We start from the raw sequence: 18,338 nt of genomic DNA, 5'->3' as shown, positions 1-18,338 counted from the left end.
CCCCTGTCACGGCCCCTAACGGCCTGTCAGCCGAGGCGGCGGCCGAGGTCGTCCAGGCCGTTCCAGGAGGCGGCGAGGCCGTAGCCGAGCGCGACCGCCAACGGCTGCACCAGCAGCACCCAGTAGGTGCCGACCTCCGGGGCGACCGTGATCAGGTCACCCAGCTGCGGGTTCGCCGGTATCGCGTACAGACCACCGGCGAACGACGCGCCCAGCTGCACGCCCAGCCAGGACGCGACCACCGACCCGAACGCACCCGCGATGAGCAGCACCGGGCCGCGCCGCCTGCGAGCTAACCACAGCACCGAAGACGTCAGCAGTCCGGCGGCGAAGGCGAGCAGCGCGAAGATCGCGATGGTGTCGAAGCCGTGGTAGCCCTCCACCAGCAGCGGGGTCAGCCTGCCCTGCGGGCCGAGCACGCTCTGCTGCGAGGGCGCCAGCCGCGACCACACCCAGCCGATCGGCAGGCCCAGCAGCGAGATCAGCGACACCGCACTTACCGCGGGCAGCAGGTCGGCCTTGACCACCACGCGGGGCGGCGGCGCGACCAGCTGCGGAACCACGGGTTCCGCCTCGGTTCCGGCCGCGGCTTCGATCCGCTCCGGGGCGGCGCGCGTGCCGCCGGGCTCCACCGGGCTGTCCGCCACCCGCCAACCTCCTACCGGCCGCCACAACCGTCTGCTGCGTCACCCTAGCGCTACAACGCGTCGTGCCCGCATCACCCGATGGCCGGGGGTGCAGCGCACATCAACTATCCTGCGCGAGCCCCCATGCCAGCTACTCCGAAGGACGCGCGAAGTGGCGGGAATCCTGCCGAGTCCGCTGTTGACCGGACCGAGCCCGATCGACGAACCGCGCCGGGATTCGGCCGTTCGGCTACCGCTGCGCAGCACTGTCGTCGAGCTGCTGCTCAGCGCGTTCGTGGCGGCGGTCGTGAGCCTGGTGCTGCAGTTCGGCATCGCCCGGCTGAGCATCAGCGAGCCCAGCTTCGCACCGGAAGCGCTCGCGGCCATCAGCAGTGCGCTGGTGCTGGCCGTGCTGTTCCTGCTGCTGGCGTTCGGACATCGCCGCTCGCCGCGCTGGCTGCGGTTGTTCGGCGCCTGGGTGGCGCTCAGCGCGTTCAGCACGTTCGCGCTCGCAATCCCCTTGCAGGCCACCAGGTTCTACTACGGCGGCTCGTCCGTGGACAACGGGTTCCGCCTGCAGTACATGACCCGGATGGCCAGTACTCCGGGCCTGGCCGACCTGAACTACGCCGACACGGCTCCCTACTACCCGGCCGGTTGGTTCTGGCTGGGCGGCCGGTTCGCCAACCTCATCGGCTGGGAGGGCTGGGCGGCGTACAAGCCGTACGCGCTGGCCTGGGTGGCGGTGACCACCGTCGTCGCGTTCACGCTGTGGAGCGTCGTGTGGTGCGACGCCGGCTGGCGCTACTCGCGGCGGTCGCGACGGGGCTGGCCGGGATGCTGCACGGCATCGAGGAGCCCTACGCCTGGCCGTCGGCGGCGTGGCTGGCACCGATCGCCGTGCTGGCCTGGCACGCGCTGCGCCGCCGGGACCACGCTCCACGGTGGACACTCGTCTGCATCGGCGGCTACGTCGGTTTCGCGGCCATCACCTACACCCTGCACTTCGGGTTCGCGGTGCTGATGGTCGTGCTGATGGCGGTCATCACCGGGGTATTCCGGGTGCACCAGGGGGAACGGCTGTGGCCGACGGTGCGGCAACTGTTCTTGCGGCTGCTGCCAATCGGCATCGTCAGCCTGGTCATCGCGCTGCTGGCCTGGCTGCCCTACCTGCTCTCCACCCACTTCCTGCTGGACAACCCGCGCAGCGCGGCGCAGCACTACCTGCCCGAGGACGGCGCGTTCCTGCCGGTGCCGATGATGGAAGGCACCGCGTTCGGGGTGCTGTGCCTGGCCGGTCTGGTGTGGCTGCTGTTGCGGTGCCGGCGCAGCGAGGTCGCCGCCTCGATGCTGAGTATCGTGCTCGCGGTCTACGGCTGGTTCGTGCTGTCGACGCTGGCGCTCGTCGCCAAGACCACGCTGCTCGCGTTCCGCCTCAACGTGATCCTCGACGTGACATTGGCCGTCGCCGGCGTCTTCGGTCTGCTGGAACTCGTCGGCTACCTGCGGCAAAAGCTGGACACGCGGTACGCGCTGCGGATCAGCATGGTCGCCACCGCGCTCGGGCTGCTCGGCGCGATCACCATCAACCAGGGCGCGATCGGGTTGGCGCTGCAGCCGTCCGTCGAACGCGCCTACGCGGACTACTACCCCACCGGCGACAACGCGATGGGGCAGCGCGACCCGGCCAAGCCCGGCTCGTGGACGGATGCCGAGATCCGCGCGATAGCCGAACTGACCGGCCGCAAGCCGGTGGACAACGTGCTGCTCACCACCGACTACAAGCTGATGTCCTTCCAGCCGTACTGGGGCTTCCAGCAGGAGACTCCGCATTACGCCAACCCGCTGGCGGACTACGACGAGCGCGCCGCCGAGGTCCAGGAGTGGACCACCGCGAAGACCCCCGACGAGCTGCTGCGCATGCTGCGCAAGAGCCGGTTCAAGACGCCCAACGTCTTCGTCCTGACCAACCCGGTGAGCCCGCACTCCGATGTGGAGCCCCCGGCGGACCAGTCGGGCAAGCTGGTGCTGCAGTTGAAGGGCGACGCCTTCCCACAGCTGCCGAACGTCCGGGACTACGACGTCTACTTCGACCCGGCGGTGTTCGACTCGCCCGCCTTCGCCAAGCGCGAGGTCGGCCCCTACACCATCGTCGCGCTGCGCTGATGGGTTCCGCCGCGGTGCTGCGGCGGATGCGGTATTTCACGGCGGCCAGCGCGAGGGCGACCGACCACCCGCGACGAACACCTCGGTCGGCCGGACCCGCCGGAACACCAGGCACGCGGTGAGCCCGGCCGAAACCCCGAGGATGCCGTACCACAGCAGCGGGCCCGCGCCCCGGACGGCGACCAGCGAAGTGCCGCCCGCCAGCGCGAAGACCCAGCAGCGCCAACACGCCGTCCAGCACCAGCCGGTGGTCCGGCCACGAGATCCGCATCGGACCACGGTCGCCGCTCAGACCTGGACGAAGCCTCCTCCTCGAGGAGGAGTTCAGCGCACCCCAGGGCGGACCGGGAAGCTCTGCAGGCCGTGCATCAACGTGCTGAAGCGCCACTGCACGTCGTCCAGCGAACCGGCCGCGCGGAGGTTCGGGAAGCGTTCGACCAGGTGCCGCACCGCGATCTGCCCCTCCAGGCGGGCCAGCTGCGCCCCGAGGCAGAAGTGGATGCCGTGGCCGAAGGCCAGGTGCCCGTGCGCGTCGCGGGTGATGTCGAAGCGCCCCGGCTCGGCGAAGCGGTCCGGGTCGTTGTTCGCCGACGCCAACCCCACCCAGACGATCTCGCCCGCCGGGATCTGCACGCCGCCGTACTCGACGGGTTCGGCGGTGTGCCGGAACGTCCCGTGCATCACCGGGCCGTCGAAGCGCAACATCTCCTCGACCGCGGCGGGCACCAGCCCCGGGTCCGCCACGAGCGCCGCCCACTGGTCGGGGTTGCGCAGCAGCGCCAGCACCCCGTTCCCGATCAGGTTGACCGTCGTCTCGTGCCCGGCGACCAGTAGCAGGAACACCATCGAGATCAGTTCCGGCTCGCTGAGCCGGTCCTCGTCCTCGGTGGCCTCGATCAGCCCGGTGAGCAGGTCGTCGGCGGGTTCGCGGCGCTTGGCCTCGATGAGCTGGACCAGGTACTGGGCCATCGCCACGGCGGCCTGCTGCGAATCGTCCGGTGCGTCCACCAGGGCGTTGGTCCAGGCCCGGAAATCGTCCCGGCGGCTCTCGTCCACCCCCAGCAGCTCGGAGATCACCTGGATCGGCAGCGGGAAGGCGAACGCGTCCAGCAGATCCACTTCGGACTCCTCGGCCATCGCATCGAGCAGCCCCGCGCTGATCTCCTCGATGCGCGAGCGCATGCCCTCCACCCGACGCGCGTTGAACGCCTTGACCACCAGCTTGCGCAGCCGGGTGTGGTCCGGCGGGTCCATGTTCAGCATGTGCTCGAGCAGCCCGTCGACGAACTCCCGGCGGTCCGCGTCCGCCGGCAGCTTCGCCTGGATCACCTCCTGCATGCGGTCGTTCTTCTTGCTCAGTCGGGGATCCGCCAGCGCGGCGCGGGCATCGTCGTACCGGGTGATCACCCAGACCTCCAGGCCGTGCCTGGTGACCATGCGCTGGACGGGCGTGGCGGCCCGAATCCGGTCGAACCCGGCGTGCAGGTTCTGCACGAAGTCGTGGTCGAAGACGGGAAGATCGGTGTGCGCCTCGGTGGTGGACATCGGATTCCTTCGCGTTCGGCAGCGTTGACCCTGACTCCAGTGAACCCTTTTCGCATTGAGCTGTCACGCCGATCTGAGAACCGCCTCAGCCAACGCACTCCACCAGAGCCGTGAGCGTTTTCGGACGCTGTGGCACGAGGACATGGGCATGATGGCCACCTTCGAAACGGTGTGGCCGAACGGGCTACTCCCCGGAACGTCCACTCCGCAACGGCGGCCACGCCAACTACCAACCCGAGGTGGACCGCCTGCGCACGGCGAGAACCAACCAGGGTGAAGCGAACGGACTGTTCACGTCGATAGACGGCACGAACGGTCCGTTCGCTTCAACCAGAACCCTCCAAAACAGCCCCTCCAGCAACCAAACCGCTCACGCGTCTGGGTCAGTACGCCTCGAAGCAGCCTGCGCCGAGCAGGCCCTTCAGCTCGCCTTGCAGGCCGTTCTCGGTGGACACGAAGTAGTCGCTCGACAACGCGAGCCGGGTCGTACCGCGCGGGCTCTGCAGCTTGAGCTGCACCGGCGTGGTTCCCGTGTGCGCCCGCAGCGTCCGCTTCAGCTCCGCCACCAGGGACTGGTTGACCCGGCCCACCGGCACCTTGATCACGAACGCCGGGTCGGTGCCCGGGTCGGTTTCCGCTGCGGAGATGTCCACTGGCACCGCATCGGAGGCGAACACGCTGATCGTGCCTTCGCGTTCGTTGATGCGGCCTTTGACTGCGAGCGCGGTGTCTTCCATCAGGCAGTCGGCGAACATCTCGTAGGACTTCGGGAAGAACAGCACCTCTACGCTGGCGTCGAGGTCTTCGAGTGTGACGATGGCCCAGGGGTGGCCGTTTTTGTTGATGCGGCGTTGGATTCCGGAGATCATGCCGGCGATCTTGAGTTGTTCCTTGCCGTTGCCGAACTCTCGTTCGCCGCCGACGAGGTCGGCGATCCCGGTGTCCTGGTAGGGGGCGAGCAGTCGTTCCGCGCCGTCGAGGGGGTGGGCCGAGACGTAGAGGCCCAGCATTTCCCGCTCGTAGGACAGCAGCTGTTTGCGTGGCCATTCCTCGTGGGTGAAGTGCAGGTGTGCCAGGGGTGAGGCGTCGGCGCTGTCTTCGGAGGTGTCCGCGCCGAAGAGGTCGAACTGTCCCATCGCCTGCTGCCGCTTCAGGCCGATCACGGCATCGACGGCGGCTTCGTGGTGCTGGACCAGGGACATGCGGGTGTGGCCCAGGGAGTCGAAGGCACCGGCCTTGATCAGTGATTCGATGACCCGCTTGTTGCAGGCCAGGATCTCGGATTTGTCGAGGAAGTCGGTGAAGGAGGTGTAGCGGCCCTTTTCCTTGCGGGTCGTGACGATCGAGGCGACGACGTTGGAGCCGACGTTGCGGATCGCGCTCATGCCGAAGCGGATGTCGGAGCCGACGGCGGCGAAGGTGTCGCGGGAGTCGTTGACGTCCGGGGAGAGGACCTTGACACCCATCCGGCGGCATTCGGCGAGGTAGACCGCCATCTTGTCCTTGTTGTCGCCGTTGGAAGTCAGCAGCCCGGCCATGTACTCGGCCGGGTAGTTGGCCTTCAGATACGCCGTCCAATACGCCACCAGGGCATAACCCGCCGCGTGCGACTTGTTGAACGCGTAGCCGGCGAAGGGCAGCACCGTCTCCCAGAGCTTGGTGATGGCCTCGTCGCGGTAGCCGTTGGCCCGCATACCGGCCTGGAAGCCCTCGAATTCCTGGTCCAGGACCGACTTTTTCTTCTTGCCCATCGCGCGGCGCAGGATGTCCGCTCGGCCGAGGCTGTAACCGGCGACCTTCTGCGCGATCGCCATGATCTGCTCTTGGTAGACGATCAAACCGTAGGTTTCGTCGAGGATGTCGCGCAGATCGTCCTCGAGATCGGGATGGATCGGCTCGATCGCCTTGCGACCGTTCTTGCGGTCGGCGTAGTCGAGGTGCGCGTTGACATCCATCGGCCCCGGCCGGTACAGCGCGTTGGCCGCCACCAGGTCGCCAATACCCACCGCGGGCATCCCCAACCGTTCGGCTTCGGCGAACAACGCCCCCACCTTCGCCGCACCGTCGAGCATCGAGTACTCAGTGTGCACATGCAGGTGAACGAAGGGGTCGACAGGCACGGGGAAGTCCTCCTTCGGCAGGTTCTGGGAGAGTTGCCAGCCTAACTCGCGTCCCCGACGCGATCGGAGATTCCCCCGGCGTTGCGCGGTGCTTCCCACAAGACCTGGTGTGACCCGCCACTCGACGCCCGTCCCGGGCGCGGTGCGGCCGGACGCGCGGGATCAAAACCACGTGCCGTTTACGCATGGGAAGACCCGAGCGGGTAGCGTGGCACGACGTGGCTGGCCCTGATCCCGTGGACGTGCGTCTGCTGAGCGTCGTCGCCGAGATGGGCCGTGCGGCGGTTCCCGAGATCGCCGGTCGGCTCGGCATGGATGTGCGCGACGTCGCCGCACGTCTTGCTGTCCTGTCGACGACGGGCCTGCCGCTGATCGTCGGCGTCGAATGCGATCCGCAACCCATCCGCAACGCGGTCGCCGCCGCGCAGCACTGGGCGGCGCAGCAGAGCATGGCCAGCGGGCCGTACCAGGTGCCCGCGCCGGGCACCGGTGCCCACCCGGCTCAGCAGTCCGGGCCCTACCCGCAGCCGACCGGCGGCTACCCGATGCCCAGCGGCGCCTACCCGGGACCTGCTTATGGCGGCCCGAGCGGCCCGCAGCCGTTCGCCCCGCAGGGTCCGCCGCCGGCGTCCTTCCAGCAGCAGGCGGCCCCGCCGGCGCCGCCGAACCCGATGAACGTCTGGGGCCCGCCGGGGTCGGCCGCGTGGGCGCGCGGCGACCAGCAGTGGCCGGGCGCCCAGCCCGGGCCGCAGCAGCAGCCGGTGCGCAGCGGCAAGGTGGGCACCAAGCTGGACATCGAGGGCCTGGAAGGCGAGCGGATCACCATCCTCCTCGTGGAGGTCGTGGACCCGGCCGACTTCCTGTTCACCGCCGCAGGCTACGAACTGCAGGACGGCGAGCGCGCGGTAGTCGTGCACACCGAGCTGACCAACCGCGGGGCGACGCCGTTCGCGTCGCTGCCCGACCTGTACCTGGAGCTGATCACCAAGGACGGCTCTGCGGTGTCGAAGGCGCCGGTGTCGCTGTCGTCCCGACCCCCGCACCGCATCGGCGTGCAGCCGGGCGAGACCGTGGGCGGACACACGGTGTACGTGCTGCCGGAGTCCACCGAGCTCACGACGGTGCGCTGGACGCCCCGCCCCGGGGACGAAAAACGCACCCTCACCTGGGACATCACCGACCTCTGACGAGCGGTCGGGTGCCGCGGTTGCCCAGATGCCCTCGACTTCCGTCTCGCGCGCAGCGGTGTGCCGCCGATTTCGCCCGAAATCGGCGCCCGGCCGACGGGGTAAACGCGGTCCGAGCGAGGCGCTCGGCCGGTAATTCCGGGACGGCTTTGCGTCTGTCCTAGTGATCCGCCGGGGCGAACGGGCGTGTGGCCTTGCGGTTTGCGCTGCGGTGTGGAGAGCTGGAGTCATGACCTCTCCGGAGAGCGGTCGCACCAGCGTCGGTGTCCCGCGCGAAACGGTGCCCGGCGAACGCCGGGTCGCGCTCGTCCCGGGCGTGGTGGAGCGGCTGTGCGCGCAGGGGCTCGGCGTCGTGGTCGAGACCTGCGCCGGGCAGGCCGCGCTTATCCCGGACGAAGCGTTCACCAAGGCCGGCGCGACCATCGGTGATCCCTGGTCCGCCGATGTCGTGGTCAAGGTGAACGCGCCGACCGAAGCGGAGATCGGCCGGCTGTCCCCCGGCTCGGCGCTGCTCGGCTTCCTCGCGCCGTTGACGGACCCGGACATCGCCGGACGGCTGCGGGCCGCCGGGGTGCTGGGCTTCGCGCTGGAGTCGGTGCCGCGCATCTCCCGGGCCCAGTCGATGGACGCGCTGTCCTCCCAGGCCAACGTCTCCGGGTACCGGGCTGTGCTGCTGGCGGCGAGCGAGTGCACCCGGTTCTTCCCGATGCTGACCACCGCGGCGGGCACCGTGAAGCCCGCGTCGGCGCTGGTGCTCGGCGTGGGGGTGGCCGGGCTGCAGGCGCTGGCGACCGCGAAGCGGCTCGGCGCCCGCACCACCGGCTACGACGTGCGACCGGAGGTCGCCGACCAGGTGCGCTCGGTGGGCGCGAAGTGGCTGGACCTGGGCGTTTCGGCGGTCGGCGAGGGCGGCTACGCCCGGGAGCTGACGGCTGCCGAGCGCGCCGAGCAGGCCCACCGCCTCAACGCGGCGATCGCGGGCTTCGACGTCGTGATCACCACCGCCCTGGTGCCGGGCCGGCCGGCCCCGATGCTGGTCCCGGCCGACGCGGTGCGCCGAATGCGGCCGGGCAGCGTGATCGTCGACCTCGCGGGGGCGGCCGGCGGCAATTGCGAGCTCAGCGAGCCCGGCAGCACCGTGGTCCGCCACGAGATCACCATCGCCGCCCCGCTGAATCTTCCGGCCGCGATGCCGGAGCACGCCAGCGAGCTCTACGCCCGGAACGTGCAGGCACTACTGGAGCTGATGATCGTCGACGGGCGCTTCGTACCGGACTTCACGGACGAGATCCTGGCCGCTACCTGTGTCAGCCGACCGGACCCGACATGACCGTCGACGACGAGGTGAGGGGCACCCGTGGCCCAGTTGCCCGGTCACGGGTGCTCCTCACCCGACCACTTCCAGGCGAACGGGAGGAGGAGCGATGTTCTTGGCAGATCTGGCCGTTCTGGTGCTGGCGGGGTTCGTCGGCTTCGCGGTGATCTCGAAGGTGCCGAACACACTGCACACCCCGCTGATGTCCGGCACCAACGCGATCCACGGCATCGTGCTGCTCGGCGGCGTGCTGGTGCTCGGGTCCGGTGTGGACAGTGTCGCGTCGCAGCTGCTGGCGTTGCTGGCCATCGTGTTCGGGACCATCAACGTGGTCGGCGGTTTCCTGGTCACCGACCGGATGCTGGGCATGTTCAAGCGAAAGCCCGCCGCAGTGCGGAAGGGTGCCGAAAAGTGATCACGCTGCGAGCGGTGCTCTACATTCTGGCGTTCGCGCTGTTCATCTACGGCCTGATGGGGCTGACCGGCCCGCGCACCGCGGTGCGGGGCAACGCCATCGCCGCGGCCGGCATGGTGGTCGCCGTCGTCGCCACGCTGCTCACCCCGGGCCTGAGCAACTGGTGGCTGATCGTGTTGGGCCTGGTGATCGGCACGGTCATCGGCGTACCGGCCGCGCGGCGGGTGAAGATGACCGCGATGCCGCAGATGGTCGCGCTGTTCAACGGCGTCGGCGGCGGCGCGGTGGCGCTGACCGCATGGGTGGAGTTCCGGGAGACCACCGGTTTCCAGGGCGAACCCGTCAACGTGGCGATCGCGACGCTGTTCGCGGCGATCATCGGATCGATCTCGTTCTGGGGCTCACTGGTCGCCTTCGGCAAGCTTCAGGAGATCGTGCCGGGCCGCCCGATCACCGTCGGCCGCCTGCAGATGCCGCTGAACGTGCTGCTGCTGGCCGGGGCGGTCGGCTGCGCCGTGGCGATCGGGCTGGGCGGCAGCGCCGAACTGCTGCTGGTGGCGGTGCTGGTGCTGGCGGGGCTGGCCGGGATAGCGGTGGTGCTGCCGATCGGCGGGGCCGACATGCCGGTGGTGGTGTCGCTGCTCAACGCGTTCACCGGGCTGTCCGCGGCGGCGGCCGGACTGGCGTTGAGCAACACCGCGATGATCGTGGCGGGCATGCTGGTGGGTGCGTCGGGTTCGATCCTCACCGACCAGATGGCCAAGGCGATGAACAGGTCGATCCCGTCGATCGTGGCCGGTGGGTTCGGCGGCGCCGAGACGGCGGCACCGGCAATCACCGGCGGCGGTACGGTGCGCTCGGTCAGCGCGGCGGACGTGGCGGTCCAACTCGCCTACGCGGGTCAGGTGATCGTGGTGCCGGGCTACGGCATGGCGGTCGCGCAGGCCCAGCACGCCGTGCAGGACATGGCGAAGTTGTTGGTGGACAAGGGGGTCGTCGTCGACTACGCGATCCACCCGGTCGCGGGCCGGATGCCTGGCCACATGAATGTGCTGCTCGCCGAAGCGGACGTGCCCTACGAGCAGCTGAAGGAGATGGACGAGATCAACGACGAGTTCGCCCGCACCGACGTCGCGCTGGTGATCGGCGCCAACGACGTCACCAACCCGGCGGCCCGAACCGACCCGAACTCGCCGATCTACGGCATGCCGATCCTCAACGTCGACCAGGCGAAGGCGGTCATCGTCCTGAAGCGCTCGATGCGAGCGGGTTTCGCGGGAGTGGACAACCCGCTCTACACCGACCAGAAGACCGCGATGCTCTTCGGCGATGCGAAGTCCTCGGTCCGAGAAGTGGTCGAAGAGCTCAAAGCGCTGTAGGCGGTCGCAGCCGTGAGCCACTTGGGCTGCTGCGGCTGCCCGGAAGGCTCACGCGTCCTTGTTCCGGCGGAAGAAGTTCAGCGGGTTGTTGCGCTTGGGGCGTTCTGGCTTGTTGCGGCTGCGGTACTCGAGCTTCGGCCAGTCCCCCGCGTCGCCCCGCGAACCCTCCGGTTCTGGGGCGCCGAACACCGACGGCGGCGCCGTGCCGATGTCCTCCGCGCTGATGACGTCGCCGAGGCCGGTGAAACCGGTCGGCGGGGTCTCCGCGTCGGGTCCCGGGTCGACCACCGGGATGCCCGTAGGCGGCGTCGGCTCGTCCGACCCCTCGAACGATCTCGACTGTGCCATCAAGCCCCCTTGCTCGTAACAGGCTTGCCCGACACCGTACCCGGCTCAACCGTCCTGGTCGCGGAGCTCGTCCAGCGCGTGCTGGAGATCGGCGGGGTACTGGCTCTCGAAGGTGGCCCAGCCGCCGGACGGGTGCTCGAACGAGAGGCTGCGCGCGTGCAACCACTGCCTGGTGATGGCGAGCCGCCGGGCCAGCACCGGGTCCGCGCCGTAGGTCAGGTCGCCGACGCAGGGGTGCTTGATCGCCGCGAAGTGCACCCGGATCTGGTGCGTGCGCCCGGTTTCGAGCTTCACGTCGACCAGTGATGCCGCGCGGAAGGCCTCCACCGTCTCGTAGTGGGTGATGCTGGGCTTGCCGCCGGTGACGACCGCGAACTTGTAGTCGTGGCGCGGATGCCGGTCGATCGGCGCGTCGATGGTGCCGCGGCTCGGGTCCGGGTGCCCCTGCACCACCGCGTGGTACCGCTTGTCGACGGTGCGTTCCTTGAAGGCGCGCTTGAGCACTGAGTACGCGTTCTCGCTCTTGGCGACGACCATGACACCGGTGGTGCCCGCGTCCAGCCGGTGCACGACGCCCTGCCGCTCGGAGGCCCCGGAAGTCGCGATGCGCACGCCAGCCGCGGCGAGCCCGCCGACCACCGTCGGCCCTTCCCAGCCGGGGCTCGGGTGCACCGCGACGCCGACCGGCTTGTCCACCACGACGATGTCGTCGTCCTGGTGCAGGATCCGTAGCCCCTCCACCGGCACCGCGACGACCTGCAGCGGCTGTTGCGCCGGCGGCAGCGTCACCTCCAGCCACGCCCCGGCGGCCAACCGGTCCGACTTGCCGGCCGGGTTGCCGTCGACGAGCACGTCACCGGATTCCGCCAGCGAGGCGACGGCACTGCGGGACAGGCCCAGCAGCTTCGAGAGGCCCGCGTCCACCCGCATGCCGTCCAGCCCCTCGGGAACCGGCAGCGTTCGGAGGTCGCTCACGACTCCGAAGCCTTCTTCTTGCGGTGCACCGTGCCGTCGTAGTCGCGGCCCAGCAGCGACATCAGCACGACCAGGATGCCGCCGCAGACGATGCACGAGTCGGCGACGTTGAACACTGGCCACACCGTGCCACCCGGCGCGAACACCGACAGGAAGTCCACCACGTGTCCCTGTAGCGGGCCGGGGGCGCGGAAGATCCGGTCGACCAGGTTGCCGCAGGCCCCGCCGAGCACCAGGCCGAGGCCCACCGCCCAACCCGGCGAGCGCAGCTTCGGCGCCAGCCAGATGATCACCCCGACGACGGCTATCGCGAGCACCGCGAGCAGCCACGTCATGCCGGTGGCCAGCGAGAACGCGGCACCGGGGTTGCGCAGCACGTCGAGGTAGAGCAGGCCGCCGAACAGCTTGACCGGCGGGTTGCCCTCCAAGTTCGCTACGACGGCGACCTTGGTGAGGATGTCGACTCCCAGGGCCACCACGGCGACCCCGCCCAACAACCCGAGCAGCTTCCCGGACCCGCGTTTGGGCGACTCCTCCGCCGCCCCGGTCGGCGTCTCGGACGCCTGTTCCGCGGCGGTCGGCTCGGTGCCTGCCTGCTCTGCTGAGGACTCCCTCGGGGAGGACTGCTCGGTGCTCACGACCACCATTGTCCCTGAACCCGCCCGCACCCGGTTCGGCAGGACCACTCCCGCGATCCGCCCGTTAACCGTTGGGCTGTTTCCCAACTCATTTGCGCGGCGGTGCAGGTAGCGGAACCTCAGACGCCGACAGGACTCCGGGAACCCCGACTCATGCATGACCACTACGCCACGCCGGGGACTGGCCTCGCCAAGTACCCCGACGGGATGGGCACGGCCTGAGAACCGCGGGGGTGCAAGTTGCGAGTGTGGGCTAAGCGCCTTCGGCGCTTCAAAGACAAAGAACAGGACCCGTGAGTGCTTTCGGGTGCTATGACGCCGAAACTCACTCACGGGTCGTGACCAGGCGAAGCGGAGCCCCGGTCAGTCGAGGAAGGCGGGCGCGGGGCGCGGGTCGTCGGCTGGCACCCAGCGGCCGTCGACCTGCTCGTAGCGCCACGTCGGGCCTTCGGTCACCAGCCGCCGCAGCGCGTTCACGAGGCGGTCGACGTGTTCCGCCGTGCTGCCCAGCCCGACGCTGACGCGGACCGCGCGCTCGGTGTCCGAGCCCGCCTGCGAGAGCAGCCGCCGCGTGGCCACGTGCGCGCAGAACAAGCCGTCGCGGACGCCGATGCCGTGCTCCGCGGAAAGCGCCGCAGCCAGCACGCCCGGGTCCTGACCGTCGACGGTGAAGCTCACCACGCCGACCCGGTCGTGATCGGCGTCGAACAGGCGGAGTTCGCGCAGCCCCGGCACACCGCGCAGCCCGGCCCGCAGCCGTTGCAGCAGCGCTTCCTCGTGCTCGATGACGTCCGTCCAGTTCGCCGCGAGCGTCTTGCAGGCCTTGGCCAACGCGTGGACGCCGACGGTGTTCGGCGAGCCCGCCTCGTGCCGCTCCGGCCCGGTCGTCCAGCTGACCGACCGCTCCTGCACAAAACGGGTCGCGCCGCCGCCCGCCAGGTACGGCTCGGCGGCGTTGAGCCAGTCCGCGCGGCCGATCAGCGCGCCCGCACCGAACGGCGCGTAGAGCTTGTGCCCCGAGATCGCCACGTAGTCGATGTCGAGCTCGCTGATCCGGACCGGCCGGTGCGGCGCGAGCTGCGCGGCGTCGAGAACCGTGCGAGCCCCGCGACGGCGAGCCACCCGCGCCAGCTCCGCGACGGGCCACAGCTCCCCGGTGACGTTGGAGGCACCCGTGATCACCGCGAGCCGCGGTCCTTCTGGGCAGTCGGCCAGCGCGGCGTCGAGCGCGGCGATGGCATCCGCCGGCGTCTCCGGCGCGGGCAGGCGGCGCACCCGTGGGCCGGTCCAGGGCAGCAGCGCGGCGTGGTGCTCGGTGTCGAAGACCACGACGGACGTGCCGCGCGGCAGCGTGCGTCCCAGCAGGTTCAGGGCGTCGGTCGTGTTGCGGGTGAAGATCACCGAGTCGGTGTGACGGGCGCCGACGAAGTTCCGCAGCTCGTCGCGCGCTCCCTCGTAGACCCGGGTGCACACCTGGGAGGCGAACCCCGCGCCGCGGTGCACGCTCGCGTACCAGGGCAGCAGCTCGTTCACCGCCGACTGCACGGACTCGAGACATGGCGCGCTGGCCGCGTGATCGAGATTCGCGTATCCGATGCGCTGGCCGTTGACCAGCGGGACCTGCAGCGCACCGCCGACCACGGCGGGAATCCGGTAGTCCACATTGGACTGCACCGGGATTTCGATGACGGCGGACGACATGACGGCCTCCTCGGGGGCCTCATCGGACCCGCCCAGAGGGGTCCGCGCTTGCCGGATCGCCCTGCACGACCGGCCAGGTCTTCACCCGGGGCACCCCACCGCGGTTGGAGGGTTGCCGGCCAGCAAGCCGGGGCTTGACGCTGGCGCTCATGACCTTCGACCCAGCACTTTAGGAAACCGCCCGCACCGCAGGCAACACCATTCCCGAACCGTGGGAGCGATCTCCGTCACACGGCGCCCGCGTGGCGATCTCGACACCCGCACGACGGTCACAGCTGCACGCCCGGGTGGCGCCACCCTCGCCAACGCCACCCGAAACACCGGGAGTGTTGATGTGAAGCGAACGGCCTGTTCGCGTCAGTAGATGGCGCGAACAGGCCGTTCGCATCAACCACCACCACGACACCCAAGCGACACCGCGCTCGTCGCCGGTGCCACCCGGGCGTGCAGATCAGACCTTGGTGACGGCGACCTTGATCGCGGTGCCCTCACCGACACTGCCGGTGAAGCCGTCCGCCACGTCGCCGGATTCGACGGCGTCCGCCAGGGTTTCGCCCGCGATGAAGTCGCGGTGCGACTCGACGGCCGCCAGAACCTCGGCCGGCGCCGAGATCGCCACCGTGATCCGGTCGGAGACCTGGAAATCCGCCTCCTTGCGGGCCTGCTGGACGACCCGCACCACGTCGCGGGCCAGGCCTTCGGCCGCCAGTTCCGGGGTCACCTCGGTGTCCAGCACCACCAGCCCCTTGCCGCCGGGCAGCGGCGAGGCCGCGCCGGGATCGGTGGAGACCAGGCGCTCCTCGAACTCGCCGTCCTGCAACTCGATACCCGCCGCGACCACGGTGCCCCCGGTGCGCTGCCACTCGCCGGACTTCACCGCCTTGATCACCTTCTGCACGTCGCGGCCCAGCCGCGGACCGGCGGCCCGCGCGTTAACCGCGATCTCGAAGTGACCGTGCGCGGCGACGTCGGTGCTCAGCTCTAGGTCCTTGACGTTGACCTCGTCGCGGATCAGGTCCGCGAACGGCCGCAGCGCCTCCGCGTCCGGGGTGGCGACCACGAGCTTGGCCAGCGGCAAACGCACCCGCAGCTTGTTGGACTTGCGCAGCGCCGACGCGGCCGAGCACACCTGGCGCACCTCGTCCATCGCGGTCACCAGCGCGGCGTCCGCGGGCAACTCGTCAACCAGGGGCCAGTCCGCCAGGTGCACCGAGCGGCCGCCGGTCAGCCCGCGCCAGACCGCCTCGCCGGTCAGCGGCAGCAGCGGCGCCACCACCCGGCAGGTCACCTCCAGCACGGTGTGCAGCGTGTTGATGGCATCCTGGTCACCGGCCCAGAAGCGGTCGCGCGACCGCCGCACGTACCAGTTGGTCAGCACCTCGAGGAAGTCGCGCACCTCCGCGCAGGCCCCAGCGAGGTCGAAGGTGTCCAATGCGGACTGCACGTCGCCGACCAGCTCGTGGGTCTTGGCCAGGACGTAGCGGTCCAGCACGTGCTTGCTGCCCACTTCGAACTCGCCCGAGATGCCCTCGGCGTTGGCGTACAGCGCCAGGAAGTACCAGGAGTTCCACAGCGGCAGCACCGCCTGCCGCACCGCGTCCCGGATGCCGCGCTCGGTGACCACCAGGTCGCCGCCGCGCAGGATCGGGCTGGACATCAGGAACCAGCGCATCGCGTCCGAGCCGTCGCGGTCGAAGACCTCGTTGACGTCCGGGTAGTTGCGCTTGGACTTGGACATCTTCAGTCCGTCGTGGCCCAGCACGATGCCATGCGCCAGCACGTTGGCGAAGGCCGGGCGGTCGAACAGCGCGGTCGCCAACACGTGCAGCGTGTAGAACCAGCCGCGAGTCTGGCCGTTGTACTCGACGATGAAGTCGCCCGGGTAGTGGTGCTCGAACCACTCCGAGTTCTCGAAGGGGTAGTGCACCTGGGCGAACGGCATCGAGCCGGACTCGAACCAGCAGTCCAGCACCTCCGGCACCCGGCGCATCGTCGACTTCCCGGTCGGGTCGTCCGGGTTCGGCCGGGTCAGCTCGTCGACCTCCGGGCGGTGCAGGTTGGTCGGGCGCACCCCGAAGTCGCGTTCCAGCTCGTCCAGCGAACCGTAGACGTCGGTGCGCGGGTAGGCCGGGTCGTCGGAGATCCAAACCGGGATCGGCGACCCCCAGTAGCGGTTCCGGGAGATGTTCCAGTCGCGGGCGTTCTCCAGCCACTTGCCGAACTGCCCGTCCCGGATGTGCTCCGGCGCCCAGTTGATCTGCTGGTTCAGCTCGACCATCCGGTCCTTGAACTGGCTGACCGCCACGAACCAGGACGACACCGCCCGCTGGATCAGCGCGTTGTCGCAGCGCCAGCAGTGCGGGTACGGGTGGTCGTAGGTCTCGTGCCGCAGCAGCAGGCCCGTCTCCTTGAGGTCCCGGACGATCTGCTTGTTGGCCTCGAAGACCTGCAACCCCTCGTACGGCGGGACCTCGGTGGTGAATTTGCCGTGCGCGTCGACCGGGATCACCGGCTCGATGTTCGCGGCGTCGGTGACGACCTTGTCCTCTTCACCGAAGGCTGGCGCGATGTGCACCAGACCGGTGCCGTCCTCGGTCGTGACATAGTCGGCCGCCAGCACCTGGTGCGCGTTCTCCCGCCCCGCGAAGAAGTCGAACGGCGGCGCGTACTTCGTACCGAGCAGCTCGGTCCCCTTGAACCGGGCCACGACGTGCTCGACCACATCCTCGCCGAGCTCCCGCGCGTACGCGCCGAGCCGGGCTTCGGCCAGCACATACCGCTCGGCACCGTTGGCCGGCGCGACGAGCACGTAGTCGACCTCGGGGTGCACTGCGGCGGCCAGGTTGGACGGCAGCGTCCACGGCGTCGTCGTCCACACCAGGGCCAGCGCGCCGTCGAATGCCTTGCCCGGGGCGTTGAGCCGCAGGCCCACGGTCACCGCCGGGTCCTGCCGCTGGCGGTAGACGTCGTCCATCCGCGTTTCGGTGTTGGACAGCGGCGTCTCGCAGCGCCAGCAGTACCAGAGCACCCGGAAGCCCTCGTAGACGAGACCCTTGTCCCAAAGGGTCTTGAACGCCCACATGACGCTTTCCATGTAGTCCAGGTCGAGCGTCTTGTAGTCGTTCTCGAAGTCCACCCACCGGGCCTGCCGGGTGACGTAGGCCTCCCAGTCGGAGGTGTAGCGCAGCACCGAGGTCCGGCACGCCTCGTTGAACGCGGCGACGCCCATCGTCTCGATCTCGGACTTCGAGGTGATGCCGAGCTGCTTCTCCGCCTCGACCTCCGCGGGCAGCCCGTGGCAGTCCCAACCGAACCGGCGCTCCACCCGGCGGCCGCGCATCGTCTGGTAGCGCGGCACCACGTCCTTGACGTAGCCGGTGAGCAGGTGCCCGTAGTGCGGCAGTCCGTTGGCGAACGGCGGCCCGTCGTAGAAGACGAACTCGTTGGCGCCGTTGGCGCCGGTCTCGCGAGCCTGTACTGAGGCCTGGAAGGTCTTGTCGTCGGCCCAGAAATCCAGCACGTGGCGCTCGATCTCGGGGAACGCGGGCTGGGCAGCCACGCCGCGCTCACCGGCGTCGCCGAACCGAACCTTGGGATAAGCCATCGCGGATGCGCTCCTCGCGGTGTGTTGTTTCCGCCGCACGGTCACCGAAACCTCGGTGTCCACGCGGGGACGACACCTCGCGCGTATGCCCGCACGAGATCCGCGGTACCACCCCGCTTGCCGCCGATCGACGCCGACGACCACTCGTTGCCAGCTATGACGGGCTGGACCCGTCCGGTTCTACTGAGGTGCCCAGGCCGGGCACCCGTTCTTCCGGAGGCTCCCCGGTGATGGCCGGATCATCGCCTGGTCGTTCCAGAGTACCGGGCGCTCGCCACCGGCTTTCACCGGTGTTCAGTTTCAATCGAAGCTGTTCCCA

At 69.6% G+C, this 18,338-nt stretch carries 14 protein-coding genes, 1 pseudogene and 1 riboswitch; of the genes and pseudogenes, 6 read left to right on the top strand and 9 right to left on the bottom strand.

What is annotated here, in order from left to right; genetic code table 11:
* Positions 1-26: 26 nt before the first annotated feature.
* Complete coding sequence (locus SSPN_RS0102990) at positions 27-647, bottom strand: DUF2567 domain-containing protein (RefSeq protein WP_010306626.1); 621 nt, start codon at positions 645-647, stop codon at positions 27-29.
* Between SSPN_RS0102990 and SSPN_RS62055 the strand changes: the two are divergent.
* Together SSPN_RS62055 and SSPN_RS42205 are read left to right on the top strand one after the other, a co-directional pair.
* Positions 616-1,350: pseudogene (locus tag SSPN_RS62055) on the top strand (arabinofuranosyltransferase); the annotation flags it as partial. The gene SSPN_RS0102990 and the pseudogene SSPN_RS62055 sit on opposite strands and share 32 nt — an antisense overlap.
* A gap of 59 nt (positions 1,351-1,409) precedes the next feature.
* Positions 1,410-2,792, top strand: a complete 1,383-nt coding sequence (locus tag SSPN_RS42205; RefSeq protein WP_237710428.1) for an arabinofuranosyltransferase — start codon at positions 1,410-1,412, stop codon at positions 2,790-2,792.
* Between the two features lie 36 nt (positions 2,793-2,828).
* Here SSPN_RS42205 and SSPN_RS0102980 read toward each other — a convergent pair whose 3' ends face one another.
* From SSPN_RS0102980 to dnaE, 3 genes are all read right to left on the bottom strand, one after another.
* The gene (locus SSPN_RS0102980; RefSeq protein WP_010306622.1) at positions 2,829-3,071 is read right to left on the bottom strand and encodes a hypothetical protein; all 243 of its coding nucleotides are present in this window, start codon (positions 3,069-3,071) and stop codon (positions 2,829-2,831) included.
* A 45-nt stretch (positions 3,072-3,116) separates the two neighbouring features.
* Positions 3,117-4,337: a cytochrome P450 family protein gene (locus tag SSPN_RS0102975; RefSeq protein WP_010306617.1), complete on the bottom strand. Its 1,221-nt coding sequence runs from the start codon at positions 4,335-4,337 to the stop codon at positions 3,117-3,119.
* Positions 4,338-4,720: 383 nt separating this feature from the next.
* On the bottom strand, positions 4,721-6,556 hold the full coding sequence (gene dnaE, locus SSPN_RS42200) for a DNA polymerase III subunit alpha (RefSeq protein WP_420187325.1): 1,836 nt from the start codon (positions 6,554-6,556) through the stop codon (positions 4,721-4,723).
* Between the two features lie 119 nt (positions 6,557-6,675).
* Between dnaE and SSPN_RS0102965 the strand changes: the two genes are divergently transcribed.
* The 4 genes from SSPN_RS0102965 (at position 6,676) to SSPN_RS0102950 (ending at position 10,753) form a co-directional block, all read left to right on the top strand.
* Positions 6,676-7,644 (top strand): AsnC family protein, encoded by a 969-nt coding sequence (locus SSPN_RS0102965; protein ID WP_029534913.1) that lies wholly within the window; start codon positions 6,676-6,678, stop codon positions 7,642-7,644.
* A gap of 229 nt (positions 7,645-7,873) precedes the next feature.
* The gene (locus SSPN_RS0102960) at positions 7,874-8,974 is read left to right on the top strand and encodes an NAD(P) transhydrogenase subunit alpha (RefSeq protein WP_010306605.1); all 1,101 of its coding nucleotides are present in this window, start codon (positions 7,874-7,876) and stop codon (positions 8,972-8,974) included.
* 94 nt (positions 8,975-9,068) lie between these two features.
* Complete coding sequence (locus tag SSPN_RS0102955; protein ID WP_010306600.1) at positions 9,069-9,374, top strand: NAD(P) transhydrogenase subunit alpha part 2; 306 nt, start codon at positions 9,069-9,071, stop codon at positions 9,372-9,374.
* Positions 9,371-10,753 carry an NAD(P)(+) transhydrogenase (Re/Si-specific) subunit beta gene (locus tag SSPN_RS0102950; RefSeq protein ID WP_010306598.1) on the top strand — a complete coding sequence of 461 codons (1,383 nt, stop codon included), beginning with the start codon at positions 9,371-9,373 and terminating at the stop codon, positions 10,751-10,753. The genes SSPN_RS0102955 and SSPN_RS0102950 overlap by 4 nt, the downstream gene beginning before the upstream one ends.
* Positions 10,754-10,801: 48 nt before the next feature.
* Here the strand turns inward: SSPN_RS0102950 and SSPN_RS0102945 are convergent, their stop codons facing one another.
* From SSPN_RS0102945 to ileS, 5 genes are all read right to left on the bottom strand, one after another.
* On the bottom strand, positions 10,802-11,101 hold the full coding sequence (locus SSPN_RS0102945; protein WP_010306595.1) for a hypothetical protein: 300 nt from the start codon (positions 11,099-11,101) through the stop codon (positions 10,802-10,804).
* 45 nt (positions 11,102-11,146) lie between these two features.
* Positions 11,147-12,031: an RluA family pseudouridine synthase gene (locus tag SSPN_RS0102940; RefSeq protein ID WP_044573269.1), complete on the bottom strand. Its 885-nt coding sequence runs from the start codon at positions 12,029-12,031 to the stop codon at positions 11,147-11,149.
* Positions 12,032-12,072: 41 nt separating this feature from the next.
* On the bottom strand, positions 12,073-12,723 hold the full coding sequence (lspA, locus tag SSPN_RS42195) for a signal peptidase II (RefSeq protein WP_083821817.1): 651 nt from the start codon (positions 12,721-12,723) through the stop codon (positions 12,073-12,075).
* A gap of 354 nt (positions 12,724-13,077) precedes the next feature.
* Positions 13,078-14,415 carry an aminotransferase class V-fold PLP-dependent enzyme gene (locus tag SSPN_RS0102930; protein WP_010306588.1) on the bottom strand — a complete coding sequence of 446 codons (1,338 nt, stop codon included), beginning with the start codon at positions 14,413-14,415 and terminating at the stop codon, positions 13,078-13,080.
* A 39-nt stretch (positions 14,416-14,454) separates the two neighbouring features.
* Positions 14,455-14,570, bottom strand: a riboswitch (SAM riboswitch).
* A gap of 296 nt (positions 14,571-14,866) precedes the next feature.
* Positions 14,867-18,019 carry an isoleucine--tRNA ligase gene (gene ileS, locus SSPN_RS0102925; protein ID WP_010306586.1) on the bottom strand — a complete coding sequence of 1,051 codons (3,153 nt, stop codon included), beginning with the start codon at positions 18,017-18,019 and terminating at the stop codon, positions 14,867-14,869.
* Positions 18,020-18,338 lie beyond the last annotated feature (319 nt).

The sequence above is a fragment of the Saccharopolyspora spinosa NRRL 18395 genome, assembly GCF_000194155.1.
Classification (GTDB): Bacteria; Actinomycetota; Actinomycetes; order Mycobacteriales; family Pseudonocardiaceae; genus Saccharopolyspora; species Saccharopolyspora spinosa.
This window is presented reverse-complemented; position numbering and strand designations above follow the sequence as displayed.